Below are 16,355 nucleotides of genomic sequence, written 5' to 3' on the forward strand. Positions count from 1 at the left end.
AATATCCGCTAATCTCTACTAGCGACTCGCCCGATCGCAAGCGATGCTTTGAGATCATCCATTTCAAGATCGGGCATCTCCTCTAGAATTTGTTCGGCACTGAGTCCAGTCGCAAACAAATCCAGCACGTCTATCACCCGAATCCTCATGCCTCGAATGCATGGACGACCACCACACTGCTTTGGATTGACGGTGATTCGTTCAAGTAATTGGGTCATGGCGATCGCGTTCACACATAACAAGGCTCTACCTAATTATTGCTTACTCAGTACTATAGCAGTCCTAAATCATTTGTGAGATTGAGAGGCTTTGTGAGAAAGGATTCCACTGGAATCCTTTCTCACAATCCAAATGGGATCGCTATAGTTGTTTAGGGTTTTACAATTGCCAACCATCTGTGCGATCGTCTCCTGCTATGTCAGCAACGTTGTACATACTGCGATCGTCTAGCGCAGACCGCTCACCCCCACAGAAATCTAGAAACATGCGGAAGGATTCTGTTTAGCTACCGTTAACCGGATATTATGCGGAAAGACTCTACCTATGTACTAAATCTGAGATGTTATGCCAAATCGTTCCGTCTATCCACCCACTATGGGATCTTAGGCAGAAACTTTCAGTCTAATAATAGTTATCTCGCTTCGTTTAGTCGGGCGGGTACAGTTTGAAAGAGAACGATTGGTGTCTAAAGTTATAGGATCGGCAAGATTATTGGTGAGGTAGTTGTTTGCACAAGATTCGGTCAAGCAATCAGAATTAGATTGAGGTCGATTCGCTCGAAGGAGAACTAATTCTTATGGCAGTGATTATTCGTGATGCTCTTGCTCAAGAGGTTGATGATGTTGCATTGCTAACTGTAGAAGCATATCGCGAATATTCTCACGCCCTGACCTTGGACAACTGGGAGATCATGCGATCTAGCTTATCCAACATGGCAGAGATAGCGAAACAGGGACAATTGATCGTTGCCAAACAGGATCAAGAGTTAGTCGGGTCGGTTGTTTATCATCCTCCTGGAGCATCCGATAGTCGTCTGTTTTCGCCAGAGTGGGCATCGTTGCGGATGCTAGCGGTATCGCCCCGGCACCGAGGTCAAGGAATCGGACAGCAACTCAGTTTAGAGTGCATTCATCGAGCGAAGCAAGACAAAGCGGAAGTGGTTGGGCTGCATACGAGCGAGTTAATGGCAGCCGCAAGGCAGATATATGAGAAGCTGGGATTTAAACAAGAGATTGATTTGCCTCGCCATTTTGGAATACAGTATTGGCGATATGTGTTGAAGTTGGCAGAGTCTTTGCCAGCGAGATAACAACCCGGCTGGAGCAGACTACCGAGAATCTTGGCTGCGTTACAAAGATTGATTACAGCCGCTCAGCCGGAACGTTAGACAGCATTTTAGTAGTTACAGATTGTTGCTTAGTTTCATAGTTAAGTACGATATGGAAAGTCTAGAAAACCAAAAGCTCAGGGAGGAGATTTCTAAGCTCAAAGCTGAAAGGCAAAGTGTCCATTTTAATACTGTCTTTGAGGCTGTTAAGACCATACTTGCTTTTGCTGGGGGAGTATTTGTTTTCTTTTGGATACAGAGTCCAGAGTCAATACTGAGGCGTGAATCATCTCAAACACAGATTTCGTCAGTACGGTTTGCTGCATTAAAAGAAATACTGAATGAAAGAGATAAAGAACGCCAACGGTAACTTGCTTCTTGCTTTTAAGGTTGCATACCCAAATGGTGATAACTTGTTAGAATCACTAAATTTTCTTCAGGCTCAACAAGCACAACAGTTACCTTTAGCGGCGGCAGCCAATCTGTCTGACAACCAAAAGTTGAAAGATCTTGTTAGTAAAAAATAGAACCTAGTCAAACAGCTTCAACAACAACTTCAGGCTGAAGTTTCAGGTGAAAAATCTGGCGGAGCTCCTGGACTAGGACCAAGAGCGATGAGTATTCAAGAGGAGATTACCGCACTTAATAATGAGATTTCAATCTTACTCCGAGCGATTTCAACTAGTAATTGATTCTCTAGCTCTTAAGCTCTCTAAAATCACTCTGTTGATTACAATCGCCGACCTTGCAGTGCGATCTCCGATCGCGTAGGACGTGTTAGCGACAGCGCAATATAGCTAAAGCTAAAATAAAGAGGTACAGTTAAAATGAGGTCAAGCCTATGACAGTTCGGCAAAGACGTTATAGCAAGGAGGAGTTGGCTCGACGAGGTCAAGAACTCTATGAATCTGGCATTCGGCAGCAGGTCGAAGCAGACAACGATAGCAAAATTGTGGCGATCGACATTGAAACCGGAGAGTTTGAGGTCGATGAAACGGTAATGGGTGCAACCGATCGACTCTTTGAGCGTCAGCCTGATGCTCAACCTTGGACGCTGCGGATTGGGCACAGCGCTGTCTATCATTTTGGAGCGAGGAGTCTGAAGAAGGATTAATGATTCATGGAGTTGTTAATTCCCGTTATGAACTAACGCTTTCCCTTGTGCTCGGAAACTCGAATGAGCAACGAGAATTCGTCAATACCGTGATTGACACCGGATTTGATGGATTCTTGTCTTTGCCCTCTGAAATAATTGTTCGTCTTGGATTGTCTTGGAGGACTTCCAATATGGCGACATTGGGGGATGGCAGCAAAACCCTGTTTGACTTTTACACCGGAATCGTAATCTGGGATGGTCAGTACCGCTCGATCGATATTGCCGAATCAGAGACGGAACCCCTACTAGGATTGGCAATACTTCGCGGATATCGATTGCAGGTCGATAACGTTGAGGGAGGTATCGTCAAGATTGAAGCACTGTGATTGTGTGCAAAGACGATCGATGAGGCGCGGTCTAACAATGCGATGGAGCGGCGAATAAAGTTTTTTCGCTTCGTTTCGGCTCTATTTGCCGCCGCTCATCTTCACCGTTATGCTGCAAGTCCTCGGTAGGGACAGATGTTTGAAGATTGCCTGTTAGCGCTCAACATCAGGTATTACGCCCAGCCATGACTCCACCATCTACATCCCATGTCGCTCCAGTAACCCAAGAAGCTTGATCGGAGAGTAAAAAAGTCACAGCCCCCGCAACATCAATCGGTTTTCCAACCCGCCCAATTGGATGAAAGCTATTGAAGCCTTGTAGCGTCGTGTGAATTTCCTCTGGTTTGATAAAAGCTCCATAAATAGGCGTTTCCACCACTGCCGGGGCAACAGCATTAACACGAATTTGATACTGTGCCAGTTCCATTGCCAAATGCTGTGTGAGAGAGTGTAAACCTGCTTTTGCCATTGAGTAAGCAGAAGAGGGGGTAGCCAGAACAGCTTGATGTGCCCACATTGAGCCAATGTTGACAATTGCACCACCGTGCCCATGCTGAACCATATTACGGACAGCTTGTTGGGTAGCAAAAAAGGTTCCATGATTGATGTTGAGGTAGCGATCGTAGTCTGCCTCAGAGTGGTCAAGAAAGGTCTTTGGCAGAAAAACGCCAGCAGAATTGATAAGGTAATGCACATCTGGTAACTCGGTTGCAATGCGCTCCACAAGGCGAGATGTCTCCTGGCGATCGCTGATGTCTGCTTGCCATCCCTGAACGTTACCCAACTGCTCCAGATGGGGTAAGGCTGCCTGAAGCTTTTCAGAATTGCGAGCAACGACAGTTACAAATGTTTCATAATTTAATAGAATTTCTGCAACCGCCTGTCCAATGCCACTACTTCCACCAATAACTAATGCTTGCCGATGCTTGAATTCCTGGTACATGGTTGCGTTCCTATAAAGTTTGGGAGTAACGTGCTTTCAGCAAGCATATTAACCAAGCTTCAATTGGGTTAGGAAGCATGTACCGTTCAGTAAGGTAGGCACTTTTGGGTAGAAATTGAGGCGGAATCTAGGAAAAATTTAGACTACATCATGAATGGGAAGCAAACCAGAAAAAATACTTCAGCCGCCGCAATGGTGGAGTACATTGTTGGTTGTAAGTGGTCAATGCAAATTTTGACCCTGATTTGTCAGGGGGTCGATCGTCCTGGGGCGATTACACGCTCTATTGATGGACTCACAACAAAAGTTCAAAATGATTGCCTAAGTAAAATGGTTAACTTTGGCATTCTGGAGAAATTCTCTTATCCAGAGGTTCCACCACGGGTTGAATACAAACTCACTAATTTTGGGCGACGCTTCATTTCGATCTTGGATGCAATTGCAGAGTTGCAGCGTGAGATGGATGTTGATTGCGGCAGCATAACAACCCCAACGTAGCGGACGGACGAAAGCCGCTGGTGCTAAGTTTGAGGTTATCTGCCGCCGCTGGTTGGGAACGTTATGCTGCTGGGCAATCGGTGCGGAATTTCTTTGAGGGGCTTTGCTCCTTACACAAGAACTGAAAGCACAAGGAAATGAACAAAGCCTGACATTGTTGAACAGTTGAATTAACTTGTGAATGATAGAACGACTTATCCAATTAATTCATGAATACCAAAATAGGGTACAAGAAGCGATTGAACTGTTTGAGTATTACAAAGGATTAAAACAACCTCAACATCTTCTAGAATGGCAATCGTCAGGAATTCCACAGAGCGGATATCTAGATCCTGATAAGCAGATTTCCTATTTTCTTCATGGGTATGGATGCTGTGTGCATTTGCCATCAGGAAGAGTAGATTGGGATTTTGGTCAAGAAGGGCAAATTGATGGGTTTGACGTATGGCGTCTGTATGAATTTGTGGAGAGAGGAACACAGAATTTTCCGGAGTTTCAGGATGAAGAGGTATTAGAGGCTGTGTTCGCCGAAGCAGAATCTAAAGGTCTGTTTCACAAATCAGATTACATTTTGTATTATTTGAAACGAAATGAGTAGAATGAAGAAGCTGTATAAAATTGCATTGTTTACTGTTGTTAAGCCATGACTGAACTTCTCCAACAGGTGATCGCCCAAATCCAAAGACTCCCGCCTGATCAGCAAGATGCAATTGCGGCTCGATTTTTGGCAGAGTTGCAAGATGAGCAAAAATGGGAAACTAGTTTTGCTGCCACAACAGATGATCAATGGGATCAGATGGCGGCAATGGTGCGGCAGGAGATCGCGGCAGGAGAAACTGTTCCACTTGATGAGGTCTTCCCAACCCAAAAATGAAATCAAGTGTCACAAAGTCATTTCGCAAGCGGCTAGTTGATCTGCCTGTATCAGTTCAGGAACAAGCCGGTAAAGCTTACGCCCTTTGGCAGGAAGATCCTTATTATCCGAGTCTTCAGTTCAAGCGAGTCAGCCAGAAGCAACCAATTTATTCTGCTCGTGTCAGTATCAATTATCGTGTTCTAGGTTTGTTGGAAGCCGACCATATTTACTGGTATTGGATTGGCACACACGATGAGTACGATGAATTGCTAAAACGGATGTAGTTTGAGGCGATCGGCGGAGACGCAGCATAACAACCCAATTGGAGCGGACTGAACAAACTTAGTCAGTGTTGCAGCAAAAGTTACTGGCAGCCGCTCAATTGGAGCGTTAGATCACTAAAAGTTTATAGACTAGCAGAGGCGATTAGAGGCTCGATCGCAGTTCTTTTAACATCTCGCGTAAGCTGTCTCGCCAGTAGGGAGGATGGGTTCCCAGTAGAGTGGAAACTTTTTTGAGCGAGAGGACAGAGAAGGCAGGACGTTTAGCGGGGGTGGGGTATTCGGGAGTCGTGATGGGGACGACGCGTTGGATTTTGAGTGGGAAGCCAAGTTGGTGAGCTTCTTCAAAGATGGCAACGGCGAAATCATACCAGCTACAGACCCCGCTGTTGGTGTAGTGATAGGTGCCTGCGGTATCGGCAGAGAGTTGGGGGGCAAGTTGTGCGATTGCGCCTGCCAGATCTTTCGACCAGGTAGGGGCACCAATTTGATCGGTCACAACTCGCAGTTCTTCACGATCGGCTCCCAAGCGCAGCATTGTTTTCACAAAGTTGCCTTTGCCCTTTACACCGTAAACCCAGGCAGTACGGATAATGAAATGGCGATCGCACGCTGCCCGTACCGCTTCTTCCCCTGCTAGCTTGGTCGAGCCATACACACCAAGCGGATTGGTGGCATCCGTTTCCAGGTAAGGGGAACTGTGAGTGCCGTCGAACACGTAATCGGTCGAGATGTGGATTAAGCTCGCGTCAATGCTGTTTGCGGCTTTGGCGAGAATTCCAGGCGAAACGGCATTCACCAACTTAGCGAGGTCTGGTTCGCTTTCGGCTTTATCGACGGCGGTATAGGCAGCCGAGTTGATGACGATCGTGGGTTTTACCGTTTCCATCACCGCTTGTACCGCTTCTGGTTGCGAAAAATCGACGCGATCGCGCCCCACGCTCACGACTTCTCCCAATGGAGCCAGGGTTTGCTGGAGTTCCTGACCAACCTGTCCGGTGATACCTGTAAGCAAAATTCGGGTCATATCGTAAAGGGGAAAAGGGTTAAGTGCTGCTTGAGCTACTTTACCTAAATACTCTCTCAGCTTCACTTTCTGAGTGCTTGAAAATGCTTCTTTAAAGAAGAAAAATCTAGAGCAGCACTGCCCTAGACTTTTCTTCACAATTACAACACAATACCTCTCGTTGAAAAGTAGTGCATGACAGAGGTTATTGAGCCACAAAGCTTAAATACTGTTGGAACAGCTCAATGTTGGAGAGGAGGGCATAAGCAAACACGGCACCGCCAACTCCACCGAGGAAAAAGCCTGTAGCATATTCATTCCACCCCTCAGAGTTATCTAAAGCTTTTGGAGGACTGGGAACCGTGACCGTAGCAAGTGGGAAAGGAGGATTGCTGGCCGCATACAGTGAAATGCTTAGTGTCGCAATCAAAATCAGGCCAACAGCAGCCAGTAGCCCTGTGATTGATCCAACCGCTGTATCCCGGAGCGGATTAAAGGTCACAAAGGGGCCCAACAACCAGTAGCCATGCGCTAGACCGATTTCAAGGCCGCGCCGTAAAGGAGACAAACCTTGACGATAGGCGGGCAGGTTATTGATGAAAGCGCGAGAAAACCCAGACGCATTGATGGGCGTTTCCAAGCTACCAATTTGGGGATCACCCCAGGCAGCGTGAACGACCTCGCGGTTTCTGGGGTCTCTTGGGTTCGTATTAGACCGTTCAATCTTGTCTACTAGATGAGCCATATTCCGTAATTCCTGAAGATGTTCGGCGTCTGCAACCATCCTAAAAGCATTGCTTTGGCAAGTCCTCTCTCGCAGGCAATGGAGTGAGGCGATCGCACTGGTTATGCCGAACACACTGAGTCAAAGAGACATGGGGTCGCTATGCGATCACCGCTTTGAGCCCATGCTTAATAGTGCGATATCAACGCAACGGGTAGAAGTATTTGCTTGAGCGGAGAGTGCGTTGCTTAGCCCAAAACTAATTGTTCGATCGCCTGTGCGTCTGTTGGTAGTGCCGCCGTTAAAACCTCAGAGCCTGTTTCTGTCACCAGCACGTCATCTTCAATGCGAATGCCGCGCACATCAGCAAACTGAGCCAATCGATCCCAGTTCACCACATCTTGATAGCGCGATCGCCGTTCTGAGTCGTGCAAAATGGCAGGCACTTGATAAAAGCCCGGTTCGATCGTAACCACCATTCCTGCTTGTAAGGGACGATCGAGCCGCAGATAATTCAACCCAAAGCGATCGCTCCTTGATCGCCCAGACTCATAGCCCGCCAAGTCGCCCAAGTCTTCCATATCATGCACATCCAAACCCAGAAGATGCCCAACTCCATGTGGAAAGAACAGGGCATAGGCATCCCTTTCCACCAATGCGTCTACCGAACCGCACAAAATGCCTAAATCGACTAATCCGGCTGCGATCGTTCGTGCCGCCAAGAGATGCAAGTCTCGATACTCCACACCGGGATGAATGGCTGCAATACAGGCATCATGCGCTGCTAGCACCACATCGTAGAGCGATCGTTGCGTTGAAGAGAATTTGCCAGACACAGGCCATGTACGGGTAATGTCCGAGGCCCAGCCCGATGTCGCTTCCGCACCCATATCTGCCAGCAGTAGATCGCCTGGTTGGATGGAATGACTGTACTGATTATTGTGCAGCACTTCGCCGTGAACTGTGACGATGCTGGTATATGCACACATCATATCGTTAGCAATAATGACCCCTTCCATCGCGGCTCGTATCTCTGCTTCAACACGAGCGTTTTGCGTCGCTGCCATACCTGCCTTGTGTGCAACAATGCTAACCGTTGCAGCCTTCCGCAGTTCTGCCAATGCGAGTTCGTCGTGAGTCAAACGCAAGGAGACGACCGCCTTTGCCAACTCCAAGTCAATGCCTTTGATCCGACTGACATCACGAAGAATGCTGCGCTGGTATAGGACGCATTGATCAGCATGAGTTCTAGGATCTTGCACACCGATCGTTGCTGTGTCCTGTAACCACTTTGAAGGATTTATCTGCCACTTATTACTATCAGCACTCGACTCATCGCTTTCATGTTTCTCTAGCTCTGAGAGGGGATATGCTTCATCTGCACCGATCGCGCCTGCAATCTCATCCCGCGTCGGCGTTTCTCCATGCCACAATGCGCTGGCTGGACTCGCCTCATCCATAAACAGAATCAGGTTGCCGTCCTCTAACCGAATCACAGCATTCTCTAGCGGCAACCCTGTAAAGTAGAGAAAGTGACTGCTAGCGCGAAACGGAAATGTATTTGCCCGAAAGTTACGCGGACTGCTTTGCCCCGACCAGAGAAGCACAGGAAAGTCCACCAATGCCGCCAATCTAAGCCGTCGCGCTTTTAAGGCATCGATAAGAGAAAGGGTGCGATCAAGCGTTTGCATACACAAAAATCAGCTAAAAATGTGAAGCCTGTCAAAACCCGCTGGTTCTAGTGCCTAGCTATGAGTATAAAGCTGACCGCTGAAAACTGACTGCCGAAAGCTATCCTTCAATCGCAGTACAAAGCTGACCGCTGACCGCTGACCGCTATCCTGCCATCGTGTCATCTCCTCATCGCTGCCCGTTTCGGCTTCGCGGCTCTCGATTCCACCGTAAATTCAGGAATTTCCTGCAACTCAGCCGCACTTAAGCTGTACTGTTCACAAACCAGACTTAAACGTGTGCCATTAACTCTTACAGGGTTTACAGAATGAGTTAAATCGCCCTGAAAGTGCAGCAGCGTATTGATTTTTGGCTTAATCTGCCCCACCTGTTGCCGATGGTTTCGCAGCACTAACTCACCCCCCTGCAAATCGGCAGGTACTTGCACGTAAAGCACACTTACGATCGCGGGTGGTTCCACCGTTTTGCAGTACGATCGCAGCGATCGATCAATGTGGGGATCAACCCGCGACCCCTCCTTAAGCAAAAGCGGATTGAGGTAAAATGCATTGCAATCCTGTTCCAGAGCGCGATCGAGGTAGGCCGCAAAAAAGGGAAACTCCTGCTTCACCGTCTCTAACCCACTCTGCTGAAACACTACCGAAAACCCTTTCGTGCCAACAAAATCGCGGTTGAGGTTATTGACCGCAAAATATGGGCACGACAAGATTTCTCCACGCAGGGTATGGAGATCGGTCAATGAGAGCACATCAAACTGTTGACGGTAGTAACTCATAACAAGCGAAGCAGAGGCAGCAGGGAAGGCAGAGGACGCAAGGGAAGCAAAGGAAACTCAAAACTCTTACACCCTTACACCTCTCACCTCACTCCTTTCTCTTCCAACTCAAAACTCAAAACTTTCATTCCTCCTTCACCAATACCCCATTCAAAAAGATATCTGCCAGCCCCTCTGCCATTTCCTGCATCTCTCTAGGAGATGAGCCTTCGCCCATAATCGTGTCTTGGCTGAACCCCGCCACGGCAAACATTCCCAGAAAGACACGCGCTACAACTTTCGGATTCGTCCGTCGATAAATCCCCTGATCCATCGCTGATTGAAAGAAAACCTCTGCCACATCCGTCATCTTGTCAATGACCTCCAGCTGGATGCGATCGCGTAGCTCTGGGTGAAACTGCGCCTCCATAAAGCAGACCTTCAGCATATCGGCGTTCTTGTGCAGGTTTAGCATCCGTCTCCGCATGACCTGAGCTACGGCCTTATAGCTGCCCATCTCGCTCAATTCGGTTAACAGATCGGTGAGGATTTCGACCCAACCCTGCGTGGCGACCTCGATGAGAATGGCTTTTTTATTAGGAAAGTGGCGAAACAGCGTGCCTTCTGCGATCCCAGCGGACTCAGCTAAATCACGCGTCGTCGTACCGTCATACCCTAATTTCGCAAATAATCGCAGCGCTGACTTTAAGATGCGATCGCGCGGTTCAGTTTCGGGCGGCAATGGACGTTGGGAAAGACGCATAACGTTCAAGAATAAGCGAGTGAGAGCAGCTACGTAGCGCCATTCTCCATTGCCACCTTGTGAAAACAGCAGAAGTGTCACAGATCATTACAGATTTGGCCGACGATCGAGCCACACAGGAGTCGGAACAGGCAAGTTCTTTGCCTTTCCTCTACCTCAAATGGTTGCTCTTTCCTGGGTGAAGTCTCTGATCACTCAAAATCAAGGTCGCGGAACTTCAGTAATCTTGCCCATTAATATTTCTTCAACTACGGGCAGCATAGGCTTGTCAAGGTAAAGGCTGATCGCGGCGCAACAACCGCTCCCATGCGCCCCATCTTCAAGCTCCACCATCCAGAGAGATGTTAGCGTCCACCAGCGATCACCCCCAAAATTCACTACTCACTACTCTCACCCGTCTTTAACTCTCACCCCTCATGCAGGAGAGCAAGCAATGAAATCCGTTCACGCTACAGTATCCCGTTCCAACGCCAGCCAGATTGTTTGGGCTGCCCAACAAGCTGCTGTCGAAGTAATGCCATTGCCACAGGAGTTACCGCCTCGATCGTTCGCTCCACTCCAACCGATTCGTCAGTGGCTTGACACGATCGAAATCCGCGATCCGGAAACTGCCAACTTTCTGTGTCAGATGATCCCGTCTCGCTGCCCCTTTGAGCGGACGATTAAACTTTTCGATCGCACCCTGTTTTCCATTCCACCCCTTTGCAAGCTCAACCCCTTTTACGATCAGGTCGTTGGGTTACGATTCCGAGCACTCTGCTATCTTGCAGATGAATGCCGCCAGGATGTCAGCCGCTACTGTTAGGTTGAGTTTCGTCACCAGGTTGTACTTCGTCACTGGCTACACCATCAAGAGTCCCCGATGATCGCGCATTAAAATAGGTTGGCCTTGCTCTTGATCGATCACCAAGACGCAGAGGGAACAAAGACAACTCTTGGCGGTCTTGGCACCTCTGCGGTAGTTTGGGAACTTACGTAACAATTAGGCAGAAATAAACAGAAAATTGGATGGACTGAGTAGAATAGCAAGTATCAGAGTTCGTAGCCACTTTAGAATCGGTTATCTCTATCACTTGTGCTCTGACGATCGACGACACGCCATCCAGTCCACGTTTGAAGACTGATTTTTCGTTGTCACCCCTTACTTTGCCAACCATCAAATGCCTGTGATTGAAAGAATTGAAAGAAGACCAAACCGCGATTTACCAGCCATTAATGAACGGATTCGCTTTCCAAAAATCCGAGTAATCGATTCAGACGGCGCTCAATTGGGAATTATGGTTCCCCGTGAAGCGATGCAAATTGCTGAAGAGAAAGACCTGGATTTGGTGCTGGTCAGTGATAAAGCTGATCCGCCGGTTTGCCGGATCATGGACTACGGCAAGTTTAAGTTTGAGCAGGAGAAAAAGGCGCGTGAGGCAAAGAAAAAGCAGCACACCGTCGATGTAAAGGAAGTCAAGATGCGCTACAAGATTGAGGAGCATGACTACAATGTGCGCATCAGTCAGGCGAAGCGATTCTTGAAAGACGGCGATAAAGTCAAAGCTACGATCATGTTTCGAGGCCGCGAAATTCAGCACAGCGACATTGCTGAGGATTTGCTGAAGCGCATGGCAGGCGATTTGCAGGAGCTTGCAGAGGTGCAGCAGGCACCAAAGCGCGAAGGTCGCAACATGATGATGCTGCTGGCCCCCAAGAAATAGCGACGGACAATATTGTTCGATTTACTGTTGCTCTAAAGACACTCCGGTTCTGGCTGGAGTGTCTTTTTCGGTTGATTTGGCCTACTTATGGGTGAGCTAGTGCGGTGTTTTGCGCCCCTAAGTGGTAGCCTGACTCATATAAAGAGGTTCCAAACCTTTATTTGCTTGATCCAAAGCTCTAGTTTTAATCGGTACATTGCAGCAGTCTACCGCTTTTCTCTGCTAATTTCTGGCTTCCAGGTACTGTTCAATCCACATTTCTTAGTGGTTTGGGTCTTACGCTCAGGATCTTTTTGCGATGAATGATCTACCGCTATCTACAATGAGAGCCATTCGGGGCAAGCTAATGAGGTGTAGTCGATGCGGCGTGATGTCATCGACGATGGCAATAGGGCAGAGGGTTGCGATCGCACAGCGCTCTTTGATTAGAGTTGAGCTGATTGTACCTATCGGCAATGCATACAGGACGCAAGCGCGGTATGGAACTCAATAGCCAGTGGTTAGTTGATAATGGGTGGCGGCAGAAAATTCTGCGGTGGGTTAACCTGCGCCCAGAAGAAAGTGAGCGCACATTTCTAATGTTTGCGTTCTATACCATTACATCGATCGGCTTAGTATGGTTTGAAGCCAGCACGGTGGCACTCTTCCTGCAAGAATACAAAGCAGAAGATGGGCTGCCCTGGATTTACATTGCAAGTGCGGGCATTGGCTCAGGATTAGGCTTTGTATACTCGCAAATGCAAAAAGTGTTGCCTTTGCGGCAGGTATTGGTTCTGACCGCGCTGCTCATGGCGTTACCGCTGCTACTGTTCTGGTTTGGGCTGGATAGTCGATCGTCGCTGTGGGGTGCAACCGTTGTTGCCATTACGATTTTCCTCATGCGGCTCTGGCTGGAAGCGATTTACGTTCTCAATGATCTCAATACGTCGATTACTGCCAACCAACTCTTTAATATTCGAGAGATTAAGCGAACCTATCCGCTCATTAGCAGTGGCATTCTCGTTGCGGATGTGCTGAGCGGTTTCTCTCTCACGTTTCTCATTGCCTGGGTGGGGCTGAAAAACGTGATTGCAATGGCGTGCCTGATGATGGTGTTCGGCGCGGGCATTCTTTTTTACTTGAGTCAGTCCTACCGACAGGCGTTTCCCGATTCGCTACGGCGATCGTCAGACGATCGACTATCTGACTTTGCGAGTCGCCGTCTAAAGGGGCCGCTGCGCCGTTACGTCGTCCTGCTGTTTACGTTTTTTATTTTGGCGCAGGTGCTGTTGCTCCTGGTTGACTTTCAGTTTCTTCGTCAGTTGCAACTGCATGGCAATGAAGGCGCGATCGCTCAATTGCTCGGACAGCAAAATTCGGATGAGGCGATCGCCAGCTTTCTGGGTTGGTTTAGCGCCATTCTGGGCATTTGCGAACTTGCTATGCAGTGGTTGGCCTCTAGTCGTGTGATTGAGCGCATTGGGGTGTTTGCAACCGCGATGCTGTTACCGGGCATGATTGGCGTTTTAGGGGCAGTGGCAATGGCGATCGCGCCGACAGCCTGGGTTATGGGGCTTTTCATCAGCATTATCGCACTAAAGTTTTTAGATGAATTGCTGCACTACACATTGTTTGCCAGTTTGGGGCCTGTGCTCTTTCAGCCGATTCCTGACAGTGTTCGCAGTAGTATTCAATCTGTTGTACGGGGTATTGCTGAACCCTTATCTACAGGTGCGACTGGGCTAGCGCTGCTGGTGCTAGTTTGGTTTAGCCGCAATACTAGCTTTGGTGATGTTGGCCTCAACTGGCTTTTACCTGCGATCGTTTGCCTCTCACTCGTCTGGGTCTTGACGATTTGGCTGTTGCGCAGCAAATATGTCGGTTTGCTCGTCATGAGTGCAGAACGGGGACAACTCAGTGGCGATGTAGACTTACGTGAATTGAAGCGCGCCGTGATTGAAGCCCTCGATCAACCAGGAACAGATGCTCATAAAGGCGCTTGCATCGAACTGTTGAGCCAGCTTGATCATAAAAATGTGGGTGAAGTGCTGGCCCCCCTGCTGACAAAACTCTCTCCGGGGTTGCAGCGCAAGAGCCTGGAGGCGATGTTGGCGTACCCCAATGCAGCTTATTTGGGGCAGGTACGTGATCTCATTGACCTGTCGCCCATGCCAGAGGTGCTAGCTGTGGCACTACGGTACGTCTGGATTACTGAGGAAGCGCCAGATATTCGTCAGTTGCGTCCATACCTGCGTCCAGAAGTCGATTCTGTGGTGCGAGGGACGGCGGCTTCGTTAATGATGCGGCGAGGCAACCCAACGCAAAAGGCAGAAGCCACTAATACGCTTCGCTTTATGCTGACCCACAAGCAGGAAAAAGAGCGCGTGATGGGTTGCCGAGCGCTAGGAGAAGCCGTCTATCTGCAAGCTCTGCGGCTCTATATTCCCGATCTCTTGCAAGACGAATCGCTGCGAGTACGGTGTGCGCTACTGGAAGCGATCGCGGCTACCCATCTAGAAGAATTTTACCCATCGCTGCTGCGTGGGTTGTACTACAAATCTACGCGTGATGCAGCTATGCAGGCACTGGTGAGGCTGGAGAATGATGCCATCCCCATGCTAGTGCAACTGGCAGAAGATACCCACAAGCCTGATCTGGTGAGGCTGCATGCATGGCGGGCGATCGGGCAAATCGGTACGCTCGAAGCGCTAGATGCCCTCATTTCGCATCTAATGACGGCATGGGGCACTGATCGACGTAGCATTCTGCGGATCTTGCTCGAAATGCCCCGCGATCTTGGGGTTGATAGTGTAGCCGATCATTTGGGCAGACGAGGCATTGAGCGTCTAATTGATCAGGAGTTGATGTTTGTTGGGCAGCTCTATGCTGCGTTGTTAGATTTGACTCCTACACAGGTTTGGGGGCGTGAAGCAGACCTTTTGCGGCGTGCGTTGCGTGATTTGCAGTTGGATGCTGAAGAGCGTCTGTTTTTGCTGATGAAGTTTTTGTACCCCATTGGGTCTATCAAGGCCGCAGCCTTTAACCTGCAATCAAACTCGCGTAGCAATATGGCACGAGGACTGGAAATTTTAGACAATACACTCGATATTCCCAGCAAGCGTGCCCTGTTGAGTTTGCTTGACCGCAACTCTGACCTGGAAAAGCTCCAAAGCCTGTCTGATTTAATGAGCTATGAGCCAATGGCTCCGAGCGATCGACTGCGGCACCTGCTCGATCTACGCCACTTCTTGTCTGACTGGTCGCTTGCTTGCTGCTTTCATCTCGCACGTCAAGCGCGTTGGAGCTTGACCCCCGAACAAACGATCGCATGTCTGCGACATCCCAGAGGGTTTGTGCGAGAATCCGTGTTGGCATATCTCACAATGGCGTCGCCTCGTGCTTTGATGAAACTATTGCCGATGCTGACGCACGATCCAGATCCACTGGTGGCCGATCAGGTGCAAGCATTGATGAAGGAATTTGCGTTAAATTCGGCAAAAACAGTTAACCGAGCAGCCAAACGAGGCAATAATGTGATTAATTTTCCAAAACGAACTGGATTTGAGACGCTTTAGTAGGGTTAGCGGCGCAGGATGGGCACTCTAGAGAAAGCCCATTTTAGCCGTAGACTTCAGGTTCATCGTTTCCAGCTTTAAAGCCCACAGTCTCAGCTCCAGTCCAAGCTGCACGCCGCCGATTTATGTTAACCAGCGTCGATCGCTTACTGTTTGTCCGGCAAGTCCCCATCTTCAAAGAGCTGCGGGATGATTTTTTGGTGCGTCTGGCTTCCATCATGGACGAACTGTCGTTTCCGACCAATCACACCATTTTTACCGAAGGGCAAGAAGGGCGATCGCTCTACGTCGTCGTTTCTGGCAGAGTCAGCGTCCATATCGGCAATCAGGAAATTGTGCAGCTTGAGCAAGGCACCTGTTTCGGTGAGATGTCTCTTTTTGATGCAGAACCACGCTCTGCATCAGTCACGACACTGGCACCCTGCGATTGTCTGGTGCTGACACAGCAGCAGCTTTATGAGGCGATCGATGAAACCCCTGGTATCGCCGTCAACATTATTCGGTTACTCTCGCGCCGCATTCGGGAGCTCAACCAAAAGATGAATCATATGAAGGCACCTGTGATGCCCCCACCCCCACCGATGTACGGAGCGGGTAAACGGCGCTAGTACCCACTAGTACAGCACTCAGCACTCTTGCAACCGATGTTGCAAGAGTGCTGAGTGCTGTAGCTTGCTTCCGCTTTGCGGTGGGCTGAGTGCTGAGGACTGAGTAGCGCTCAGAGGATGTCTTAAAAGGTATGAATGCCTACCCGAACCGCCCCCCTGCCCCC

20 protein-coding genes are annotated in these 16,355 nt (G+C 49.0%); 12 read left to right on the top strand and 8 right to left on the bottom strand.

What is annotated here, in order from left to right:
- Positions 1 to 8 precede the first annotated feature (8 nt).
- Positions 9 to 218: a DUF433 domain-containing protein gene (locus tag AC5JLP_RS22725; RefSeq protein WP_496070239.1), complete on the bottom strand. Its 210-nt coding sequence runs from the start codon at positions 216 to 218 to the stop codon at positions 9 to 11.
- A 578-nt stretch (positions 219 to 796) separates the two neighbouring features.
- On the opposite strand from AC5JLP_RS22725, the gene AC5JLP_RS22730 reads away from it, so the two are divergent.
- From AC5JLP_RS22730 to AC5JLP_RS22745, 4 genes are all read left to right on the top strand, one after another.
- Entirely contained in the window at positions 797 to 1,309 is a 513-nt protein-coding gene (locus tag AC5JLP_RS22730; RefSeq protein ID WP_496070240.1) for a GNAT family N-acetyltransferase, read from the top strand.
- Between the two features lie 359 nt (positions 1,310 to 1,668).
- Positions 1,669 to 1,854: a hypothetical protein gene (locus AC5JLP_RS22735; RefSeq protein ID WP_496070241.1), complete on the top strand. Its 186-nt coding sequence runs from the start codon at positions 1,669 to 1,671 to the stop codon at positions 1,852 to 1,854.
- 314 nt (positions 1,855 to 2,168) lie between these two features.
- Positions 2,169 to 2,441 carry a hypothetical protein gene (locus AC5JLP_RS22740; protein WP_496070242.1) on the top strand — a complete coding sequence of 91 codons (273 nt, stop codon included), beginning with the start codon at positions 2,169 to 2,171 and terminating at the stop codon, positions 2,439 to 2,441.
- 173 nt (positions 2,442 to 2,614) lie between these two features.
- The gene (locus AC5JLP_RS22745) at positions 2,615 to 2,809 is read left to right on the top strand and encodes a hypothetical protein (protein ID WP_496070243.1); all 195 of its coding nucleotides are present in this window, start codon (positions 2,615 to 2,617) and stop codon (positions 2,807 to 2,809) included.
- Positions 2,810 to 2,975: 166 nt separating this feature from the next.
- On the opposite strand, the gene AC5JLP_RS22750 is transcribed toward AC5JLP_RS22745, so the two are convergent.
- Positions 2,976 to 3,752, bottom strand: coding sequence for an SDR family NAD(P)-dependent oxidoreductase (locus tag AC5JLP_RS22750; protein WP_496070244.1), 777 nt, complete (start codon positions 3,750 to 3,752; stop codon positions 2,976 to 2,978).
- 150 nt (positions 3,753 to 3,902) lie between these two features.
- Between AC5JLP_RS22750 and AC5JLP_RS22755 the strand changes: the two genes are divergently transcribed.
- The 4 genes from AC5JLP_RS22755 to AC5JLP_RS22770 all read left to right on the top strand — a co-directional run bounded on the left by AC5JLP_RS22755 (position 3,903) and on the right by AC5JLP_RS22770 (position 5,390).
- A complete protein-coding gene (locus AC5JLP_RS22755; protein WP_496070245.1) occupies positions 3,903 to 4,250 on the top strand; it encodes a winged helix-turn-helix transcriptional regulator in 348 nt (115 codons plus the stop codon).
- Positions 4,251 to 4,431: 181 nt separating this feature from the next.
- Positions 4,432 to 4,848, top strand: a complete 417-nt coding sequence (locus AC5JLP_RS22760) for a DUF6896 domain-containing protein (RefSeq protein WP_496070246.1) — start codon at positions 4,432 to 4,434, stop codon at positions 4,846 to 4,848.
- A gap of 45 nt (positions 4,849 to 4,893) precedes the next feature.
- Positions 4,894 to 5,124, top strand: coding sequence for a hypothetical protein (locus AC5JLP_RS22765; RefSeq protein ID WP_496070247.1), 231 nt, complete (start codon positions 4,894 to 4,896; stop codon positions 5,122 to 5,124).
- On the top strand, positions 5,121 to 5,390 hold the full coding sequence (locus AC5JLP_RS22770; protein ID WP_496070248.1) for a ParE family toxin-like protein: 270 nt from the start codon (positions 5,121 to 5,123) through the stop codon (positions 5,388 to 5,390). Before AC5JLP_RS22765 ends, AC5JLP_RS22770 begins: the two co-directional genes overlap by 4 nt.
- Before the next feature lie 142 nt (positions 5,391 to 5,532).
- Here the strand turns inward: AC5JLP_RS22770 and rfbD are convergent, their stop codons facing one another.
- The 6 genes from rfbD to AC5JLP_RS22800 form a co-directional block, all read right to left on the bottom strand.
- Positions 5,533 to 6,414 (bottom strand): dTDP-4-dehydrorhamnose reductase, encoded by an 882-nt coding sequence (rfbD, locus tag AC5JLP_RS22775; protein ID WP_496070249.1) that lies wholly within the window; start codon positions 6,412 to 6,414, stop codon positions 5,533 to 5,535.
- Between the two features lie 184 nt (positions 6,415 to 6,598).
- Positions 6,599 to 7,177, bottom strand: a complete 579-nt coding sequence (locus AC5JLP_RS22780) for a photosystem I reaction center subunit XI (protein ID WP_496070250.1) — start codon at positions 7,175 to 7,177, stop codon at positions 6,599 to 6,601.
- 188 nt (positions 7,178 to 7,365) lie between these two features.
- Entirely contained in the window at positions 7,366 to 8,808 is a 1,443-nt protein-coding gene (locus AC5JLP_RS22785; protein ID WP_496070251.1) for an aminopeptidase P family protein, read from the bottom strand.
- Between the two features lie 161 nt (positions 8,809 to 8,969).
- Positions 8,970 to 9,584, bottom strand: coding sequence for a 2OG-Fe(II) oxygenase (locus AC5JLP_RS22790; RefSeq protein WP_496070252.1), 615 nt, complete (start codon positions 9,582 to 9,584; stop codon positions 8,970 to 8,972).
- 124 nt (positions 9,585 to 9,708) lie between these two features.
- Positions 9,709 to 10,326 (bottom strand): TetR/AcrR family transcriptional regulator, encoded by a 618-nt coding sequence (locus AC5JLP_RS22795; RefSeq protein WP_496070253.1) that lies wholly within the window; start codon positions 10,324 to 10,326, stop codon positions 9,709 to 9,711.
- 201 nt (positions 10,327 to 10,527) lie between these two features.
- A complete protein-coding gene (locus tag AC5JLP_RS22800) occupies positions 10,528 to 10,704 on the bottom strand; it encodes a hypothetical protein (RefSeq protein ID WP_496070254.1) in 177 nt (58 codons plus the stop codon).
- 55 nt (positions 10,705 to 10,759) lie between these two features.
- Here AC5JLP_RS22800 and AC5JLP_RS22805 point away from each other — a divergent pair, with 55 nt between their 5' ends.
- The 4 genes from AC5JLP_RS22805 to AC5JLP_RS22820 all read left to right on the top strand — a co-directional run bounded on the left by AC5JLP_RS22805 (position 10,760) and on the right by AC5JLP_RS22820 (position 16,191).
- Positions 10,760 to 11,131, top strand: coding sequence for a Mo-dependent nitrogenase C-terminal domain-containing protein (locus AC5JLP_RS22805; RefSeq protein WP_496070255.1), 372 nt, complete (start codon positions 10,760 to 10,762; stop codon positions 11,129 to 11,131).
- Between the two features lie 355 nt (positions 11,132 to 11,486).
- Positions 11,487 to 12,029 (top strand): translation initiation factor IF-3, encoded by a 543-nt coding sequence (infC, locus tag AC5JLP_RS22810; RefSeq protein WP_496070256.1) that lies wholly within the window; start codon positions 11,487 to 11,489, stop codon positions 12,027 to 12,029.
- 455 nt (positions 12,030 to 12,484) lie between these two features.
- Entirely contained in the window at positions 12,485 to 15,583 is a 3,099-nt protein-coding gene (locus AC5JLP_RS22815) for a HEAT repeat domain-containing protein (protein WP_496070257.1), read from the top strand.
- A 125-nt stretch (positions 15,584 to 15,708) separates the two neighbouring features.
- The gene (locus AC5JLP_RS22820) at positions 15,709 to 16,191 is read left to right on the top strand and encodes a Crp/Fnr family transcriptional regulator (RefSeq protein WP_496070258.1); all 483 of its coding nucleotides are present in this window, start codon (positions 15,709 to 15,711) and stop codon (positions 16,189 to 16,191) included.
- The last annotated feature ends 164 nt before the right edge of the window (positions 16,192 to 16,355 follow it).

The sequence above is a fragment of the Stenomitos rutilans genome (assembly GCF_059505485.1).

Excerpts from the sequence above, each read along its gene's own strand:
- AC5JLP_RS22725 (WP_496070239.1), bottom strand. The coding sequence starts at position 218 with ATGACCCAATTACTTGAACGAATCACCGTCAATCCAAAGCAGTGTGGT.
- AC5JLP_RS22730 (WP_496070240.1), top strand. The coding sequence starts at position 797 with ATGGCAGTGATTATTCGTGATGCTCTTGCTCAAGAGGTTGATGATGTT.
- AC5JLP_RS22735 (WP_496070241.1), top strand. The coding sequence starts at position 1,669 with ATGAAAGAGATAAAGAACGCCAACGGTAACTTGCTTCTTGCTTTTAAG.
- AC5JLP_RS22740 (WP_496070242.1), top strand. The coding sequence starts at position 2,169 with ATGACAGTTCGGCAAAGACGTTATAGCAAGGAGGAGTTGGCTCGACGA.
- AC5JLP_RS22745 (WP_496070243.1), top strand. The coding sequence starts at position 2,615 with ATGGCGACATTGGGGGATGGCAGCAAAACCCTGTTTGACTTTTACACC.
- AC5JLP_RS22750 (WP_496070244.1), bottom strand. The coding sequence starts at position 3,752 with ATGTACCAGGAATTCAAGCATCGGCAAGCATTAGTTATTGGTGGAAGT.
- AC5JLP_RS22755 (WP_496070245.1), top strand. The coding sequence starts at position 3,903 with ATGAATGGGAAGCAAACCAGAAAAAATACTTCAGCCGCCGCAATGGTG.
- AC5JLP_RS22760 (WP_496070246.1), top strand. The coding sequence starts at position 4,432 with ATGATAGAACGACTTATCCAATTAATTCATGAATACCAAAATAGGGTA.
- AC5JLP_RS22765 (WP_496070247.1), top strand. The coding sequence starts at position 4,894 with ATGACTGAACTTCTCCAACAGGTGATCGCCCAAATCCAAAGACTCCCG.
- AC5JLP_RS22770 (WP_496070248.1), top strand. The coding sequence starts at position 5,121 with ATGAAATCAAGTGTCACAAAGTCATTTCGCAAGCGGCTAGTTGATCTG.
- rfbD (WP_496070249.1), bottom strand. The coding sequence starts at position 6,414 with ATGACCCGAATTTTGCTTACAGGTATCACCGGACAGGTTGGTCAGGAA.
- AC5JLP_RS22780 (WP_496070250.1), bottom strand. The coding sequence starts at position 7,177 with ATGGTTGCAGACGCCGAACATCTTCAGGAATTACGGAATATGGCTCAT.
- AC5JLP_RS22785 (WP_496070251.1), bottom strand. The coding sequence starts at position 8,808 with ATGCAAACGCTTGATCGCACCCTTTCTCTTATCGATGCCTTAAAAGCG.
- AC5JLP_RS22790 (WP_496070252.1), bottom strand. The coding sequence starts at position 9,584 with ATGAGTTACTACCGTCAACAGTTTGATGTGCTCTCATTGACCGATCTC.
- AC5JLP_RS22795 (WP_496070253.1), bottom strand. The coding sequence starts at position 10,326 with ATGCGTCTTTCCCAACGTCCATTGCCGCCCGAAACTGAACCGCGCGAT.
- AC5JLP_RS22805 (WP_496070255.1), top strand. The coding sequence starts at position 10,760 with ATGAAATCCGTTCACGCTACAGTATCCCGTTCCAACGCCAGCCAGATT.
- infC (WP_496070256.1), top strand. The coding sequence starts at position 11,487 with ATGCCTGTGATTGAAAGAATTGAAAGAAGACCAAACCGCGATTTACCA.
- AC5JLP_RS22815 (WP_496070257.1), top strand. The coding sequence starts at position 12,485 with ATGCATACAGGACGCAAGCGCGGTATGGAACTCAATAGCCAGTGGTTA.
- AC5JLP_RS22820 (WP_496070258.1), top strand. The coding sequence starts at position 15,709 with ATGTTAACCAGCGTCGATCGCTTACTGTTTGTCCGGCAAGTCCCCATC.